Genomic DNA, 15,356 nt, shown 5'->3' with positions numbered 1-15,356 from the left:
CCACCAGCATGCCAGGCTCACTTGCTCTCGGTGGCGATCGACTCCCCGACGTCGGGCGGTGCGGCGACGGTGTCGCGCGAGACCGTCGACAGCGCCTCGACGACGGCAGCCGCGGTCGAGGCCCCCATGCCACGGACGGCGCCGATCTCCTCCACGGTCGCCGCCCGCATCTTCTTGACGGAGCCGAACTCCGCGAGGAGCGCCTTTCTGCGTGCAGGGCCCAGTCCGGGCACGTCGTCGAGCACGCTCGCCGTCATCCCCTTGCTGCGGCGCTTGCGGTGGTAGGTGATCGCGAACCGGTGCGCCTCGTCGCGAAGACGTTGCAGGAGGTAGAGCCCCTCGGACGAGCGCGGCAGCACCACGGGGAACGGCTCGCCCGGGAGCCACACCTCCTCCAGCCGCTTGGCGAGCCCGCAGAGCGCCACGTCGTCGATCCCGAGATCCGCCAGCGCCCGTGCGGCGGCCGCCACCTGCGGCGGACCGCCGTCGACGACGACGAGCTGGGGTGGGTAGGCGAAGCGACGGCGCTCGGGGACCTCGGGTCCGACCTCGGCCGACTCGGGTGCGTCGGTGAAGTCCGACTCGGGCTCGTCGGTCTCCGACCGCTCGGTGAGGTAGCGCTTGAAGCGCCGCGTGACGACCTCGTACATCGCCGCCGTGTCGTCCCTCGCCCCGTCGCCCTCCGGCCCCCGGACCGCGAAGTGTCGGTACTCGCCCTTGCGCGCCAGACCGTCCTCGAACACGACCATGGATGCGACCTGATGCGTCCCCTGGGTCGTCGAGATGTCGTAGCACTCGATCCGCAATGGTGCCGTGTCGAGCTCCAGCGCCTCCTGGATCTCCTGCAGGGCCTGGCTCCGCGTCGTCAGGTCTCCCGCTCGCCGGGTCCGGTGCAGCATCAGGGCGTGCTCGGCGTTCGCGTGCACCGTCGCAGCCAGCTCCCGCTTGTCCCCTCGCTGCGGCACACGGAGGTCGACCCGCGACCCACGGATGCCCCGCAACCACGCGGCCATCTGCTCCGGGTCGGGCGGCAGCTGCGGTACGAGGACCTCGCGAGGCACCGCGTCGCGGACCGGAGCCGCTCCCTCGACGTCTGCGACCTCGTCGACGGCACCGTAGACCTGCTGCAGCAGGTGCTCGACGAGCTCGGCGTCCGTGACGTCCTCGACCTTCTCCACCACCCACCCGCGCTGGCCGCGGATCCGTCCGTCGCGCACGTGGAAGACCTGGACCGCTGCCTCGAGCTCGTCCCCGGCGAGTGCGAACACGTCGGCGTCGGTGCCGTCGGTGAGCACGACCGCGTTCTTCTCCGTCGCCCTGCGCAACGCCTCGATGTCGTCCCGCAGCCGTCCCGCCTGCTCGTACTCCATCTCGGCGGCGGCCTCCTTCATCCGGGCCTCGAGCCGACGGACGAACCGCGCGGTGTCCCCCGCCATGAAGTCGCAGAAGTCCTCGGCGAGCGTCCGGTGCTCCTCGGGCGACACACGACCGACGCAGGGCGCCGAGCACTTGTCGATGTACCCGAGCAGACAGGGACGGCCGCTGGACGCCGCACGACGGAAGACTCCGGAGGAGCAGGTGCGCACCGGGAACACGCGGAGCAAGAGGTCGAGGGTCTCGCGGATCGCCCACGCGTGGCCGTACGGACCGAAGTACCGCGTACCAGGGCGTTTGGCCCCGCGCATCACCTGTGCTCGGGGGTACTCCTCCCCCATCGTGACCGCCAGATACGGATAGGACTTGTCATCCCGGTACTTGACGTTGAACCGGGGGTCGAACTCCTTGATCCAGGTGTACTCGAGCGTCAGAGCCTCGACCTCGGTGCCCACGACCGTCCACTCCACCGCGGCGGCCGTCGTGACCATCGTGCGTGTCCGCGGGTGCAGGTTCGCGACGTCCTGGAAGTAGTTGGAGAGACGAGCCCGGAGATTCTTCGCCTTGCCGACGTAGATCACGCGGCCGTGGTCGTCGACGAAGCGGTAGACGCCCGGCGTGGTGGGAATCTCGCCGGGGCGCGGACGGTAGCTGGCGGGATCTGCCATGGTCACGAGCCTAGTTCAGACCGGGGACACCGCGGGCGGGCCGAACGGCGCGGACGACCCCGTGGGACTACCGTGCAGCCATGAGCGGAGCGACGCACGGGTACACACTGACCGTCCGCTGGACGGGAGCGGGCGAGGAGGGGACGCGCACCTACACCTCCTACAGCCGCGAGCACGAGGTCGACGCGGAGGGCAGGCCGACGCTGACCGCGTCCTCCGACGTCGCCTTCCGTGGAGACGCGGCACTGCACAGCCCCGAAGACCTCTTCGTGGCGAGCATCGCGCAGTGCCACATGCTCTGGTTCCTCCACCTCGCAGCGGCCGACGGCGTCGTCGTGATCGCCTACGAGGACGCCGTCTCGGGGACGATGCGCGTCGAGTCCGCGGGCGCAGGCCAGTTCAGCGACGTCACGTTGCGCCCACGGGTGACGATCGACGACTCCTGCGCCTCGGCGATCGATCCCGACGAAACGCTCAGCTCGCTGCACCGCCGGGCGCACGACCACTGCTTCCTCGCCCGTTCGGTCAACTTCCCCGTCCTGGTGGAGCCGAATCCCGTGCGGGTCGGCCGATAGGCCGCCCGACGCCTACGCCGCGGGTGACGCGTCGGTCTGCTCGAGAACCTCGGCCAGGAACCGCCCGGTGTGACTCGCCTCGACGCGCGCGACCTGCTCGGGGGTCCCCGCGGCGACGACGGTCCCTCCGCCGGAGCCACCCTCGGGCCCCATGTCGACCACCCAGTCGGCGTTCTTGATGACGTCGAGGTTGTGCTCGATCACGAGGACCGTGTTCCCCTTGTCGACGAGCGACTGCAGCACGGCAAGCAACCGGCGGACGTCCTCGAAGTGCAGGCCCGTCGTCGGCTCGTCGAGCACATAGACGGTCCGCCCGGTCGAGCGCTTGCGCAGCTCGGACGCAAGCTTGACACGCTGCGCCTCGCCTCCCGAGAGCGTCGGTGCCGGCTGCCCGAGGCGGACGTAGCCGAGGCCGACGTCACGCAACGTCTCCAGGTGCCGTGAGATCGCCGGCACCGCGGCGAAGAACTCCGCAGCCTCCTCGATCGGCATGTCGAGGACGTCCGCGACGGTCTTGCCCTTGAAGTGCACCTCGAGCGTCTCGCGGTTGTACCGCGCCCCGTGGCAGACCTCGCACGGCACGTAGACGTCCGGGAGGAAGTTCATCTCGATGCGGATCGTGCCGTCGCCGGAGCACGCCTCGCACCGGCCGCCCTTCATGTTGAAGGAGAACCTTCCCGGTGTGTAGCCGCGGACCTTCGCCTCGGTCGTCTGCGCGAAGAGCTTGCGCACGTGGTCCCACACGCCGGTGTAGGTGGCGGGGTTGGACCGCGGCGTCCGGCCGATGGGGCCCTGGTCGACGTGGACGACCTTGTCCAGGTGCTCGAGCCCGTCGACGCGGCGATGGCGGCCCGGGACCTGGCGTGCTCCGTTGAGCTCGTTCGCCATCACCGTGTAGAGGATCGAGTTCACGAGGGTCGACTTGCCCGAGCCGGAGACGCCCGTCACGGCGGTGAACGTCCCGAGCGGGAACGACACGTCGACGCCCTGAAGGTTGTGCTCGCGCGCACCGACGACGGTCACGCGTCGGTCCTTGTCGACCGGGCGACGTTCGGCCGGCATCGGGATGCGGCGGCGGCCGGAGAGGTAGGCGCCCGTCACCGAGTCCGCCGAGGCGAGGAGGCCCGCGTAGTCGCCGGAGTGGACGACGTGCCCGCCGTGCTCCCCGGCACCGGGCCCGATGTCGACGATCCAGTCGGCCGTGCGGATCGTGTCCTCGTCGTGCTCGACCACGATCAACGTGTTGCCGAGGTCGCGCAGCCGCGTCAGCGTCTCGATCAGGCGCCGGTTGTCGCGCTGGTGCAGGCCGATGCTGGGTTCGTCGAGGACGTAGAGGACTCCGACGAGACCCGAGCCGATCTGCGTCGCGAGACGGATGCGCTGCGCCTCGCCCCCGGACAGCGTCCCCGCCGGGCGTTCGAGCGAGAGATAGTCGAGACCGACGTCGAGGAGGAACCCCAGCCTCGCGTTGATCTCCTTGAGGACCTCGGCGGCGATCGCGCGGTCACGCGCGCTCTGCTCGAGGGAGCCGAGGAACTGCTCCGCCTCGGTCAGCGGGAGCCGACAGACCTGGGCGATCGACTTGCCGCCCACACGGACCGCGAGGACCTCGGGCTTCAGGCGCGCTCCGTCGCAGACCGGACACGGCACCTCGCGCATGTACGCCTCGTAGCGTTCCTTCGACCAGTCGGACTCGGTCTCGGCGTGACGGCGCTTCAGGAACGTCACGACACCCTCGAAGCCGGTGGAGTACTGCCGCTCGCGACCCCAGCGGTTGCGGTACTGCACGTGGACCTTGTGGTCCTTTCCGTGCAGGACAGCCTTCTTCGCCCGAGCCGGGAGCGCCCGCCACGGAACGTCCATGCCGAAGCCGAGATCGTCGGCCAGCGCGGCAAGAACGCGCTGGAAGTAGTCGGGCGACCCGTGGGTCCAGGGAGCGACGGCTCCCTCGGCGAGCGTCTTCTCGTCGTCGGGCACCACGAGGTCGGGGTCGACCTCGAGGCGGAAGCCGATGCCGGTGCACTCCGGGCACGCACCGTAGGGGGCGTTGAAGGAGAACGTGCGCGGCTCGATCTCGTCGAGCGTCAGCTCGTGGTCGTTCGGGCAGGCGCGCTTCTCCGAGAAACGGCGTTCCCGTCCGGGGTCGTCCTCGGACAGCCCCACAAGGTCGACGACGACGAGACCGCCGGCGAGGCCGAGAGCGGTCTCGATCGAGTCGGTCAGGCGCCGACGCACGCCGTCGCGGGCGACGAGTCGGTCGACCACGACCTCGATGTCGTGCTTGACGTTCTTCTCGAGCGTCGGGGGGTCCGTCAGCGGCACCACGGCACCGTCGACGCGGACGCGGGAGAACCCCTTGCCCTGGAGCTCTTCGAACAGTTCGACGTACTCGCCCTTGCGACCGCGGACGACGGGCGCGAGCACCTGGTACTTGGTCCCCTCCTCGAGCTCGAGCAGCCGGTCGACGATCTGCTGGGGCGTCTGCGCGACGATCTGCTCGTCGCAGACGGGGCAGTGCTGCACACCTGTCCTCGCGAAGAGCAGGCGGAGGTAGTCGTAGATCTCCGTGATCGTCCCGACCGTGGACCTCGGGTTGCGGTTGGTCGACTTCTGGTCGATCGACACCGCCGGCGACAGCCCCTCGATGAAGTCCACGTCAGGCTTGTCCATCTGTCCCAGGAACTGGCGGGCGTACGCCGACAGAGACTCGACGTACCGGCGCTGCCCCTCGGCGAAGATCGTGTCGAACGCGAGCGAGGACTTGCCCGACCCGGAGAGACCCGTGAAGACGATCAGCTGATCACGAGGCAGGTCGAGACTGACGTTGCGCAGGTTGTGCTCACGCGCACCTGAGATGACGAGTCGATTCTCCACCCCGACATCGTACGTTCCCTGCTGGTGTTCGTACAGGTGTTCGACGACGACGCGCCGGAGGCGACGACCACACGGCTGCGACACACTGTCGTCGATGACTCCTGACCATCCCGTCCCGATCGAGGACTACGCCGTCGTCGGCGACGGCTCGACCGTCGCCCTGATCTCCCGCCACGGTTCCGTCGACTGGCTGTGCATGCCACGCTTCGACTCCCCTGCGTGCTTCGCAGCGCTGCTCGGCGACTCGCGGCACGGACGCTGGCTCCTGACCGTGCCCGACGCCACCCGGGTCGAGAGGCGCTACCGCGGCGACGACGTCGAGCTCGTCACGACCTACACGTCGCCGACGGGAGTCGCGCAGGTCACCGACGTCATGCCGGTGCGCGACGGTGCGGCAGATCTCGTCCGTACCGTCGAGGTCCTCGAGGGAGAGGTCACGGTCGAGCACGAGTGGATCGTCCGCTTCGGCTACGGCAAGATCCTGCCCTGGGTGAGGCGGATCAGGGACGAGACCGGAGCGACGGGTGACGAAGCCCTTCGCGCGATCGCCGGCAGCGAGGCGCTGCTTCTCCGCGGTGCACGGATCCCGCCGGCCGACGACCACCGCCACCGCGAGACGTTCACGATGTCCACCGGTGAGTCGCTGGAGCTCACGTCGACCTGGACAGCGTCCTGGGAACCTCCACCCCCGTGCCGTCCCGTGATGAAACGCATCGACGACACACGTCGGTACTGGGAGTCCTGGGTGCGGACGTGCACGTACGACGGGCCGTACCGGGACGCGCTCGTCCGGTCGCTGATCACGCTCCGCCTCCTGACTCACGTCCAGACCGGTGGGATCGTCGCAGCCGCCACGACCTCGTTGCCCGAGGACGTGGGTGGCGAGCGAAACTGGGACTACCGGTACTGCTGGCTGCGGGACGCCGCGCTCACCCTGGAGGCGCTCGTGGAGTCGGGCTATCAGGACGAGGTCGCGGCGTGGCGCGACTGGCTCCTGCGCGCCGTCGCGGGCGACCCCGAGGACATGCAGATCATGTACGCCGTGGACGGCTCCCGAGAGCTGCCCGAGCGCATCCTCGACCATCTGCCCGGGTATGCCGGCTCGCGTCCGGTGCGGGTCGGGAACGCAGCCGTCGGCCAGCGCCAGAACGACGTCCTCGGGGAGGTGATGAGCGCGCTCGCCATGGCGCGGGACTTCGGGCTCCACGAATCGCCCGACGCCTGGTCGCTGCAGCAGCACCTCGTCGATGCGCAGATCGAGCGGTGGCGGGAGAAGGACAGCGGCCTCTGGGAGATCCGTGGCCCGTCCCAGCACTTCGTGCACTCGAAGGTCATGTCGTGGGCCGCCGTGGACGCCGCCGTCCGCGGCGCAGAGGCGCACGGTCTGACCGGGCCGGTCGAGAGGTGGCGTCACGTCCGCGACGAGATCCACGCCGATGTGCTCGCCCACGGCTGGAACGAGGAGGTCGGGTCTTTCGTCCAGTACTACGGGGCAACACATACCGATGCGGCACTGCTCCAGATGCTCCAGGTCGGGTTCCTCCCACCCGACGACCCGCGCATGGTCGCGACCGTGCGAACGATCCGGGACGAGCTCGAGCGCGACGACGGATTCGTCCTGCGCTACGCCACCGAGACAGGAGTCGACGGCCTCGGGGGCGACGAGCACCCGTTCCTCGTCTGCTCGTTCTGGCTCGTCGACGCCCTTGCCCGGATCGGCGAGCCCGACGAGGCACGACGGCTCCTCGACGTCATCCTCGAGGCGAGCAACGACGTCGGACTGCTGGCCGAGGAGTACGACCCGGTCGACGACCGCTCGATCGGCAACTTCCCCCAGGCGTTCTCACACCTCGGCCTCGTCCGCGCCATCCACAGTCTGGCCCGAGCGGAGGAACACCGATGACCGACGCCACCGTCACCATCGAGCCCGTCCACGTCGGTCCGATGGACAACGTCGCCTACGTGGTGACGTGCGGACGAACGCAGCGTGTCCTCGTCGTCGACGCCGCGGACGAGCCCCGCAAGATCCTTGCCACGGTCGGGGACGACACGTCGCGCGTCGACGCCGTCGTGACCACCCATCAGCACCGGGACCACGTCCAGGCTCTCGGAGCCGTGGTCGAGGAGACCGGCGCGACGACCTACGCCGGTGAACCCGACGCATCTGCCGTCACGGCGGCCACGGGAGTGCCGATCGACGTCGGGCTCCGCCACGGGAGCGTCGTCGACGTCGGTGAACTCCGGTTCACCGTCGTGGCGCTGCGGGGTCACACGCCCGGTTCCGTCGCGCTCGCGCTGGCGACGACGGACGGAACCCACCTGTTCACCGGGGACTCGTTGTTCCCCGGTGGCGTCGGCGCGACGGGGGGCGACCCCGATCGCTTCGAGGCACTGATCTCGGACGTCGAGAACCGGATCTTCGCCCGCTACGGCGACGACGTGGTGGTCCACCCCGGGCACGGCGCGCCGACCACGCTGGGACGCGAACGACCCGCGCTCGCGTCCTGGCGCGAGCGCGGGTGGTGAGGCCTCAGGCCTCGGTGTCGTCCGACGAGCTCTGGGCAGCGGCGAACTTCTTCTTGTCCCGGCTGTCCTTCCAGAGGCTGAGCACGGTCGTGATCAGCAGCACGACCCCGATGTAGGTCAAGGAGAACGCGGTCGAGATCTCCGGGACGTCGAAGTGCTCACCACCGTTGATGAACGGGAGCTCGTTGGTGTGCAGGGCGTGCAGGATGAGCTTGAGCCCGATGAACGCCAGGATCGCGGCCAGACCGTAGGCAAGGTAGACCAGGCGGTCCAGCAGGCCGTCGATGAGGAAGAAGAGCTGACGAAGGCCGAGGAGCGAGAAGGCGTTTGCGGTGAAGACGAGGTAGGTCTCCTGCGTCAGACCGAAGATCGCCGGGATGGAGTCGACGGCGAAGAGGACGTCGGCGCTGCCGATCGCGAGCATCACGATCAGCATCGGCGTGATGTAGCGCTTGCCGTCGATCTTCGTCGTGAGCTTGTCGCCGACGTAGTCGTCGGTCGTCGGGAAGACGCGGCGAACCCACCTCAGGACGGCGTTCTCCTTGTACTCACCGTCGTGGTCGGCGCCCGACCGGATCTGGGCCCAGGCTGTGTAGAGGAGGAAGGCACCGAAGATGTAGAAGATCCAGCTGAAGTTCTCGATCAGCGCGGCACCGGCGAAGATGAAGATCGTCCGCAGGATCAGCGCGACGGTGATACCGACCAGCAGCACCTTCTGCTGGTACTTCCGTGGCACGTTGAACGACGCCATGATCAGGACGAACACGAAGAGGTTGTCGATCGACAGGCTCTTCTCGGTCACGTACCCGGCGAAGTACTCACCGCCGTAGGTCGGACCCCAGACGGCCCAGACGATGCCGCCGAAGACGAGGGCGACCGCCACGTAGCCGGCCGACCACCAGGCTGACTCGCGCAGGGTGGGGGCGTGCGGCGTCTTGACGTGGCCGATGTAGTCGACCGCGAGCATCGCGACGATGATGCCGACGGTGACGATCCAGACCCAGACGGGTACGTCCATGACTTCCTCCGGTACATAGGGGTGAGCACCGGAGGTCTCTTCCGCCCACACCGTCGACGCGCTGCGTCACCCGTGCGGACCGACGGTGCCGGGCCCCGAGAGGTCCGTGATGACGACACCGCCGCGTAGGAATACTCCCCTCCACGACGCGCCGATACTACCTGAATCTGCACGACAGAGGAACCGGCCCTCCACCTACCGGGTCGCCTCCTGCATCTGGCGCAGCTCCTTCTTCAGGCCCGAGATCTCGTCGCGAAGACGCGCCGCGAGCTCGAACTGCAGCTCTTCCGCGGCAGCGTGCATCTGCTGGCTCAGCTCCTGGACGAGCTCGGCAAGGTCGCTCGCCGCGGCTCCGGCGAGCCGGTTCCCGGACGTCGCGCCCTCCTTGGTCCCGCCAGGCACGGGCGCCGTCGACTTCCCGCCCTTGCTCGACTTGCGGTACCCACCCTGCAGGAGCTCGGCCGTGTCGATGTCCTCGCGCGCGAGCATGTCCGTGACGTCCGAGATGCGCTTGCGCAGCGGTGTCGGATCGACGCCGTGCTCGGTGTTGTACGCGACCTGCTTCTCGCGTCGGCGTCCGGTCTCGTCGATCGCCTGCGCCATCGCCGCGGTGATCTTGTCCGCGTACATGTGAACCTGGCCGGAGACGTTGCGTGCGGCACGACCGATCGTCTGGATCAGGGACGTCCCCGAACGCAGGAACCCCTCCTTGTCGGCGTCGAGGATCGCGACGAGCGAGACCTCGGGGAGGTCGAGCCCCTCCCGGAGCAGGTTGATGCCGACGAGAACGTCGTACTCGCCCATCCGCAGCTCGCGCAACAGCTCGACACGGCGCAGCGTGTCGACCTCGGAGTGCAGATACCGGACGCGGACGCCGCGATCGAGCAGGTAGTCCGTCAGGTCCTCGGACATCTTCTTGGTGAGCGTCGTCACGAGGACGCGCTCGTTGCGCTCGACGCGTTCGCGGATCTCCCCGAGAAGGTCGTCGATCTGGCCCGTCGTCGGCTTGACGACGATCTCCGGGTCCACGAGGCCCGTGGGCCGGATGATCTGCTCGACGACGCCGTCCGACATCGAGAGCTCGTACTTGCCGGGGGTCGCCGAGAGATACACCGTCTGTCCGATGCGCTCGACGAACTCCTCCCAGCGCAGAGGACGGTTGTCGGTCGCCGACGGGAGACGGAAGCCGTGCTCGACGAGGGAACGCTTGCGGGACATGTCCCCCTCGAACATCGCCCCGATCTGGGGGACCGTCACGTGCGACTCGTCCACGACCAGGAGGAAGTCCTCGGGAAAGTAGTCGAGGAGCGTGTTCGGCGCAGTCCCCCGCTCACGACCGTCGATGTGGCGGGAGTAGTTCTCGATACCGGCGCAGGAGCCGACCTGTCGCATCATCTCGATGTCGTAGGTCGTCCGCATGCGGAGGCGCTGTGCCTCGAGGAGCTTGTTCTGGGACTCGAGCTCTGCCAACCGTTCCGTGAGCTCGGCCTCGATCGAGGAGATCGCCCGCTCCATGCGCTCCGGCCCTGCGACGTAGTGCGTCGCGGGGAACACGTGGATGCTCTGCTCCGACCTGACGACGTCTCCCGTGAGCGGGTGGAGCGTCTGGATCGACTCGATCTCGTCCCCGAAGAACTCGATGCGGATCGCCAGCTCTTCGTACACGGGAATGATCTCGACCGTGTCCCCGCGGACGCGGAACGTGCCGCGCGTGAACGCCATGTCGTTGCGCGAGTACTGCATCGTCACGAACTGCCGCAACAGGTCGTCCCGCTCGACCTGGTCCCCGACGTCGAGCCGGACCATCCGGTCGACGTACTCCTGCGGGGTGCCCAGACCGTAGATGCACGAGACCGACGCCACGACGACGACGTCCCGCCGAGTCAGGAGCGACGAGGTCGCCGAGTGGCGGAGACGTTCGACCTCGTCGTTGATCGACGAGTCCTTCTCGATGAAGGTGTCCGTCTGCGCGATGTACGCCTCGGGCTGGTAGTAGTCGTAGTAGGAGACGAAGTACTCGACGGCGTTGTTCGGGAGCAGCTCCCGGAACTCGGTCGCCAGTTGCGCCGCGAGCGTCTTGTTCGGCGCCATCACGAGTGTGGGACGCTGCAGCTCCTCGATCATCCACGCGGTCGTCGCCGACTTCCCGGTACCCGTGGCACCCAGCAGGGTGACGTCCTTCTCCCCCGCGCGGATCCTGCGGGCAAGGTCGGCGATCGCGGTCGGCTGGTCCCCGGACGGCGAGTACTCAGAAACGACCTCGAACGGGGCGACGGTTCGCTGCAGATCGGTCACTGGACGCATGCCTCGACTCTACGTCTAGCCCCGGACATCCCACCCTCCGGACGAGATGTCACGGTTTCGCATCAGAACGTTGGTTCACCCTCTCCGCCCCTGTTTATCCGCACACCCATACTGCTAACTTTCAAGCACGTTCGGTCCGCTAACTTACTTCCACACGGAGCATCGATGCCTCGCCCTGTCTCACGTCGCCTCAGCAGCACAGCCGCGCTGACGGCCGCCGGAACCCTCGCCCTCGTCTCCCTCGCGGCGCCGATGGCACACGCGACGCCCACGGGCGCACCGGCCTGCACCAACGAACTCCTCCCGGGCATCACTCAGGACGACCCTCAGTTCACCGACAACGGCGTCGCCGTCTTCGTCGGGGGCGACTACGTCGCACTCAAGTCCGCCGCCGAGTCGGAGGGCCAGCTCTTCGTCGGAGGAACCACGACCGTCGACGCGGGCTTGTTCAACATCGGCCGTGCCGGTGGCGGATCCCAGATCACCCCCGCCGGCGGCAGCGACGTCCTCGTGTCAGCCGGCGCGGTCACGGTGATGGACGGCTCCACCGTCGACGTCAACCACGGCGTGACCGGCGGCGGGAACGTCGTCTCCCGCACGTCGATCACGGGGAACCTCCAGCTCAACGGTGGGATCAGCTCCGAGAAGGACAACACGGCCGCGGCGACCGTCGCCACCACCGAGGCGACCTTGACCGACGTCTCCGCACGGCTGAGTGCACTGTCGGCCAACGGGGAACTCGGAACGGCAGGCGGATTCCCCGCACTGATGGGGGATGGCACGGGCGACACGCAGGTCTTTGACCTGACCGCAGAGCAGGCAGCCGGTCTCGACGCTGTCACGTTCGTCGACGTCGGCCGGTCCGCCCCGATCGTCATCAACGTCTCGGGTACCGACGCGACCCTCGATTCCGTGCACACCGCCGCAGGATCGGTTGCAGACCGGATAGACACCTGGACCGAGCTTGGTGCGTGGGCGCCGCGGATCATCTGGAACTTCCCGGACGCCACGTCCCTCGAGCTCAGCGGCGGCAGTCAGCTCGTCGGCAGCATCCTCGCCCCACATGCGGACACGACGCAGACGACCAACACCAACGGGCGCCTCTGGATCGGTGGCGACCTCGAGTTCGGGGCGTCGGGGAGCGGGCTCGAGCACCACAACTACCCGTGGATCGGCGCCGGCGAGCTCGGGTGCGAGCCGGTGACGCCGCAGATCCCTGAGACGGACCCGGAGAAGCCCGGGCCGACCGTCCCGACCGACGCGCCGTCGAGCACGCCCACCGACGCGCCCAGCGAGGAGCCGGCGGCTCCGGCGACCGAGGAGCCCGCGACGGAGGAACCCGGGGACGAGCCGACCGACGGGACCGTCGTCCCGGAGGCCACCGAGACCCCGACGACCGAGGTGCTCGGCACGTCGATCCCCTCCCCGGCAGAGGCTGCGGTCGCCGAGACGGACGAGGACACCCTGGCGGTCACCGGCGCCACCGTCGGGTGGATGGCATCGGTCGCCGCACTGCTGACGGCGGCCGGCGTGACGCTCCTGATCCTCCGCCGTCGTCAGGCATAGCAGACGGCACACTCGCCACACGCATGAGGGCGGCACCCGCGACGGGTGCCGCCCTCGTGTGTTCTGGCATCGTCAGGCGCTCGGCTGCTCCTCGCGCGCCTCGTCCATCAGCCGGCCCCAGAGCCGGTCCACCTGACGGTCCAGATCGTTCGTCGTAGACGAGCCGTCGAGCACGACGTCAGCGATGCTCCGGCGTTCGACGTCGCTCGCCTGGGCGCGAAGTCGCGCCTCGGCACCCTCGACCGACAGGCCCCGCTCCTCGACGAGCCGCGCCAGGCGAACGTCCTCGGGCGCGTCGACCACCACGACGAGATGGTACTGATCGGTCCGCCCGGACTCCGCGAGAAGCGGGACGTCGTGGACGACGACCGCATTCTCCGCGGCGGCTCCGGCCTCCGCGTCACGCTCTGCGGCGAGCCTGTGGACCTCCGGATGGACGATGGAGTCAAGCGTCGCCCGGGCCGAGGGATCGTCGAAGACGAGATCGGCGAGCACAGGTCGGTCGAGCTCTCCGTCTGTGCCCAGCACACCCTCGCCGAAAGCCTCCACGATGGAACCGAGACCGACGGAACCAGGACGAACCGCCTCCCGCGCGAGCAGGTCGTAGTCGATCACGGTCGCACCGAGCGACGCGAGCCGGCGCGACGCCGTCGACTTCCCCGCCGCGATTCCCCCGGTCAGTCCTATACGAATCATCCACCCATGGTGCCACCCGAGCCCCGACCACACCGCGTGAGAGTAGACGGGGCTCGTCGATGCGGGCCTGTCGCGGACGACTGCGGCCCACGACTCCCGTAGGAGTCGTGGGCCGCAGTTCAGGCGGGAACTAGATCCTCAGATCAGTTGCCCGTGAGCTTCTCGCGCAGAGCAGCCAGAGCCTCGTCCGAGGCGAGCGTGCCGCCCGCGTCCTCGGCCGGGGCCGTCGAGGAGTACGACGAACCCGAAGCAGCCGGAGCGTTGGAACTACTGCTCGCGCTCGGCGTCTCGCTGGTCGAGGCCTCGATGTCCGCCTTGATGGCGTCGGCGACCTGCTTGCGGTGAGCCTCCCAGCGCTCGTGGGCCTTGGCGTACTCGCCCTCCCACGCCTCGCGCTGCGTCTCGTAGCCCTCGAGCCACTCGTTCGACTCGGGGTCGAAGCCCTCGGGGTACTTGTAGTTGCCCTGCTCGTCGTACTCGGCAGCCATGCCGTAGAGCGCGGGGTCGAAGTCGTCCGACTCCGGGTCCACGCCCTCGTTCGCCTGCTTCAGCGAGAGCGAGATACGACGACGCTCGAGGTCGATGTCGATGACCTTGACGAACACCTCTTCGCCGACCGTGACGACCTGCTCAGGCAGATCGACGTGACGCACGGCGAGCTCGGAGATGTGCACGAGACCCTCGATGCCGTCCTCGACGCGAACGAACGCACCGAACGGAACGAGCTTGGTGACCTTGCCGGGCACAACCTGTCCGATGGCGTGCGTACGGGCGAAGGTCTGCCACGGGTCCTCCTGCGTCGCCTTGAGCGACAGCGAGACGCGCTCGCGGTCGAAGTCGACGTCGAGCACCTCGACCGTGACCTCCTGGCCGACCTCGACGACCTCGGAGGGGTGGTCGATGTGCTTCCAGGAGAGCTCGGAGACGTGGACGAGTCCGTCGACGCCACCGAGGTCCACGAACGCACCGAAGTTGACGATCGAGGAGACGACGCCCGGGCGCACCTGGCCCTTCTGCAGGGTCTGCAGGAAGGTGGAACGAACCTCGGACTGCGTCTGCTCGAGCCAGGCACGGCGCGAGAGGACGACGTTGTTGCGGTTCTTGTCGAGCTCGATGATCTTCGCCTCGATCTCCTTGCCGACGTACGGCTGGAGGTCGCGGACACGACGCATCTCCACGAGCGACGCGGGGAGGAAGCCACGCAGACCGATGTCGAGGATGAGGCCGCCCTTGACGACCTCGATGACCGTGCCGGTGACGACACCGTCCTCTTCCTTGATCTTCTCGATCGTGCCCCAGGCGCGCTCGTACTGTGCGCGCTTCTTGGACAGGATCAGACGACCCTCCTTGTCCTCCTTCTGGAGAACGAGCGCCTCGACGGCGTCGCCGACCTCGACGACCTCACCGGGGTCGACGTCGTGCTTGATGGAGAGCTCGCGCGAGGGGATGACACCCTCGGTCTTGTAGCCGATGTCGAGAAGGACCTCGTCACGGTCAACCTTGACGATGGTGCCCTCGACGATGTCGCCATCGTTGAAGTACTTGATGGTGGCGTCGACGGCGGCGAGGAAGTCCTCTTCGGTACCGATGTCGTTGATGGCGACCTGGGGTACGGACTTCGCGGGGGTAGAGATGGTCATTGAGTTCGATGCTCCGATGCGGACAGGACGTAGTACGGACAGGTATGGAACGGGCCGGGACAGAAACTCGACGAAGGACTCCGGTGCTGCCGATCCGGCAGGTCAGGGTCCGACG

At 68.3% G+C, this 15,356-nt stretch carries 10 protein-coding genes; 4 read left to right on the top strand and 6 right to left on the bottom strand.

What is annotated here, in order from left to right:
* Nucleotides 1–17 precede the first annotated feature (17 nt).
* A complete protein-coding gene (uvrC, locus tag Q343_RS0109490; protein ID WP_043109944.1) occupies nucleotides 18–2,042 on the bottom strand; it encodes an excinuclease ABC subunit UvrC in 2,025 nt (674 codons plus the stop codon).
* Between the two features lie 80 nt (nucleotides 2,043–2,122).
* Between uvrC and Q343_RS0109485 the strand changes: the two genes are divergently transcribed.
* Nucleotides 2,123–2,617: an OsmC family protein gene (locus tag Q343_RS0109485; protein ID WP_029253350.1), complete on the top strand. Its 495-nt coding sequence runs from the start codon at nucleotides 2,123–2,125 to the stop codon at nucleotides 2,615–2,617.
* Between the two features lie 12 nt (nucleotides 2,618–2,629).
* Here the strand turns inward: Q343_RS0109485 and uvrA are convergent, their stop codons facing one another.
* Nucleotides 2,630–5,491 (bottom strand): excinuclease ABC subunit UvrA, encoded by a 2,862-nt coding sequence (uvrA, locus tag Q343_RS0109480; RefSeq protein WP_043109975.1) that lies wholly within the window; start codon nucleotides 5,489–5,491, stop codon nucleotides 2,630–2,632.
* Between the two features lie 94 nt (nucleotides 5,492–5,585).
* Here uvrA and Q343_RS0109475 point away from each other — a divergent pair, with 94 nt between their 5' ends.
* Both Q343_RS0109475 and Q343_RS0109470 read left to right on the top strand, forming a co-directional pair.
* Nucleotides 5,586–7,394, top strand: coding sequence for a glycoside hydrolase family 15 protein (locus Q343_RS0109475; protein ID WP_029253348.1), 1,809 nt, complete (start codon nucleotides 5,586–5,588; stop codon nucleotides 7,392–7,394).
* Nucleotides 7,391–8,017 carry an MBL fold metallo-hydrolase gene (locus Q343_RS0109470; RefSeq protein WP_029253347.1) on the top strand — a complete coding sequence of 209 codons (627 nt, stop codon included), beginning with the start codon at nucleotides 7,391–7,393 and terminating at the stop codon, nucleotides 8,015–8,017. The genes Q343_RS0109475 and Q343_RS0109470 overlap by 4 nt, the downstream gene beginning before the upstream one ends.
* A 4-nt stretch (nucleotides 8,018–8,021) precedes the next feature.
* Here Q343_RS0109470 and Q343_RS0109465 read toward each other — a convergent pair whose 3' ends face one another.
* Nucleotides 8,022–9,035 carry a TerC family protein gene (locus Q343_RS0109465; RefSeq protein WP_043109943.1) on the bottom strand — a complete coding sequence of 338 codons (1,014 nt, stop codon included), beginning with the start codon at nucleotides 9,033–9,035 and terminating at the stop codon, nucleotides 8,022–8,024.
* 195 nt (nucleotides 9,036–9,230) lie between these two features.
* Nucleotides 9,231–11,339, bottom strand: coding sequence for an excinuclease ABC subunit UvrB (uvrB, locus tag Q343_RS0109460; protein ID WP_029253345.1), 2,109 nt, complete (start codon nucleotides 11,337–11,339; stop codon nucleotides 9,231–9,233).
* Between the two features lie 165 nt (nucleotides 11,340–11,504).
* Between uvrB and Q343_RS0109455 the strand changes: the two genes are divergently transcribed.
* Nucleotides 11,505–12,905 carry a choice-of-anchor A family protein gene (locus Q343_RS0109455; RefSeq protein WP_029253344.1) on the top strand — a complete coding sequence of 467 codons (1,401 nt, stop codon included), beginning with the start codon at nucleotides 11,505–11,507 and terminating at the stop codon, nucleotides 12,903–12,905.
* 72 nt (nucleotides 12,906–12,977) lie between these two features.
* Here Q343_RS0109455 and coaE read toward each other — a convergent pair whose 3' ends face one another.
* Entirely contained in the window at nucleotides 12,978–13,601 is a 624-nt protein-coding gene (gene coaE / locus Q343_RS0109450) for a dephospho-CoA kinase (protein WP_029253343.1), read from the bottom strand.
* Between the two features lie 143 nt (nucleotides 13,602–13,744).
* Nucleotides 13,745–15,241, bottom strand: coding sequence for a 30S ribosomal protein S1 (rpsA, locus tag Q343_RS0109445; RefSeq protein ID WP_029253342.1), 1,497 nt, complete (start codon nucleotides 15,239–15,241; stop codon nucleotides 13,745–13,747).
* Between the last annotated feature and the right edge of the window lie 115 nt (nucleotides 15,242–15,356).

Origin of the sequence: Paraoerskovia marina DSM 21750 (assembly GCF_000701465.1) — a bacterium.
Lineage (GTDB): Bacteria > Actinomycetota > Actinomycetes > Actinomycetales > Cellulomonadaceae > Paraoerskovia > Paraoerskovia marina.
This window is presented reverse-complemented; position numbering and strand designations above follow the sequence as displayed.

Coding starts and splice junctions, on each gene's coding strand:
- uvrC (WP_043109944.1), bottom strand. CDS start 2,042: ATGGCAGATCCCGCCAGCTACCGTCCGCGCCCCGGCGAGATTCCCACC.
- Q343_RS0109485 (WP_029253350.1), top strand. CDS start 2,123: ATGAGCGGAGCGACGCACGGGTACACACTGACCGTCCGCTGGACGGGA.
- Q343_RS0109475 (WP_029253348.1), top strand. CDS start 5,586: ATGACTCCTGACCATCCCGTCCCGATCGAGGACTACGCCGTCGTCGGC.
- Q343_RS0109470 (WP_029253347.1), top strand. CDS start 7,391: ATGACCGACGCCACCGTCACCATCGAGCCCGTCCACGTCGGTCCGATG.
- Q343_RS0109465 (WP_043109943.1), bottom strand. CDS start 9,035: ATGGACGTACCCGTCTGGGTCTGGATCGTCACCGTCGGCATCATCGTC.
- uvrB (WP_029253345.1), bottom strand. CDS start 11,339: ATGCGTCCAGTGACCGATCTGCAGCGAACCGTCGCCCCGTTCGAGGTC.
- Q343_RS0109455 (WP_029253344.1), top strand. CDS start 11,505: ATGCCTCGCCCTGTCTCACGTCGCCTCAGCAGCACAGCCGCGCTGACG.
- coaE (WP_029253343.1), bottom strand. CDS start 13,601: ATGATTCGTATAGGACTGACCGGGGGAATCGCGGCGGGGAAGTCGACG.
- rpsA (WP_029253342.1), bottom strand. CDS start 15,241: ATGACCATCTCTACCCCCGCGAAGTCCGTACCCCAGGTCGCCATCAAC.